The organism is Alcanivorax sp. HI0044 (genome assembly GCF_001634945.1).
The window spans coordinates 1-916 of the sequence record NZ_LWEZ01001650.1; the positions used below are offsets into that span (position 1 = coordinate 1).

Below are 916 nucleotides of genomic sequence, written 5' to 3' on the forward strand. Positions count from 1 at the left end.
ATAGCCGTTTGCGACAGGCGCGCAGGGCTTCCCACAGCGCGCGATCCGCTTCCGCCACGTTGGACTGGCTTTTGCGGGTGCCGGCTTTTTTCGCTTTGGCGATTTCCTTGCGCAGGTGCAGGGGTTGTTCCCCGCGCAGGTAGGGGCGGCAGGCGTCGGTCAGTTGCAGCGCGCCGTAACCGTTCATGTCCACGGTGAGCAGGCCGCGGGCCACCAGTTGACGGTAGATGCTTTTCCACTGGTTGGCGTTGAATTCGTTACCGATGTTCCAGGTGGACACATGATCGTGCCCGGCGCTGGCGACCTTGTCGGAGCGATTGCCGGTAAGCACGTCGATCAGGTGATTGACGCCGAAGCGCTGTCCGGTCCGGTAGACACAGCTCAGGGCTTTTTGGGCGGCTTCGGTGGCGTCGAAGGTTTCCGGTGGGTGCAGGCAGGTGTCGCAGTTACCGCAGGGCTTTTCCAGAGTTTCGGCAAAGTAGTGCAGCAATGCCTGGCGGCGGCNATGGGTGATTTCGCACAGCCCCAGCATGCTTTCCAGGCGCTGGTTTTCGTTGCGCTTGTGCTGCTCGTTGCCACTGCTTTGGGCGAGCATCTGTTTGAGCTTGATGGCGTCTTCCAGCCCATAGGCCATCCAGGCTGTAGCCGGGTTGCCATCACGGCCGGCACGGCCGGTTTCCTGATAGTAGGACTCAATGCTCTTGGGCAGATCCAGATGCGCCACAAACCGCACGTCAGGTTTGTCGATGCCCATGCCGAAGGCAATGGTGGCGACCATGACAATGCCGTCCTCGCGCAGAAAGCGCTGCTGGTGTTTTTCCCGCAGCGGGCCAGAAAGCCCGGCGTGGTAGGGCAGAGCATTAATGCCCTGCTGGCATAGCCATTCGGCCACCCGGTCCACCTTGTTGCGCGACAG

General features: G+C 61.4%; 1 protein-coding gene. It reads right to left on the reverse strand.

Annotation, left to right across the window (positions count from 1 at the left end; genetic code table 11):
* Nucleotides 1–916: RQC domain-containing protein (locus A3730_RS24850; protein ID WP_197477626.1), on the reverse strand; the 916-nt coding region annotated here is incomplete at both ends.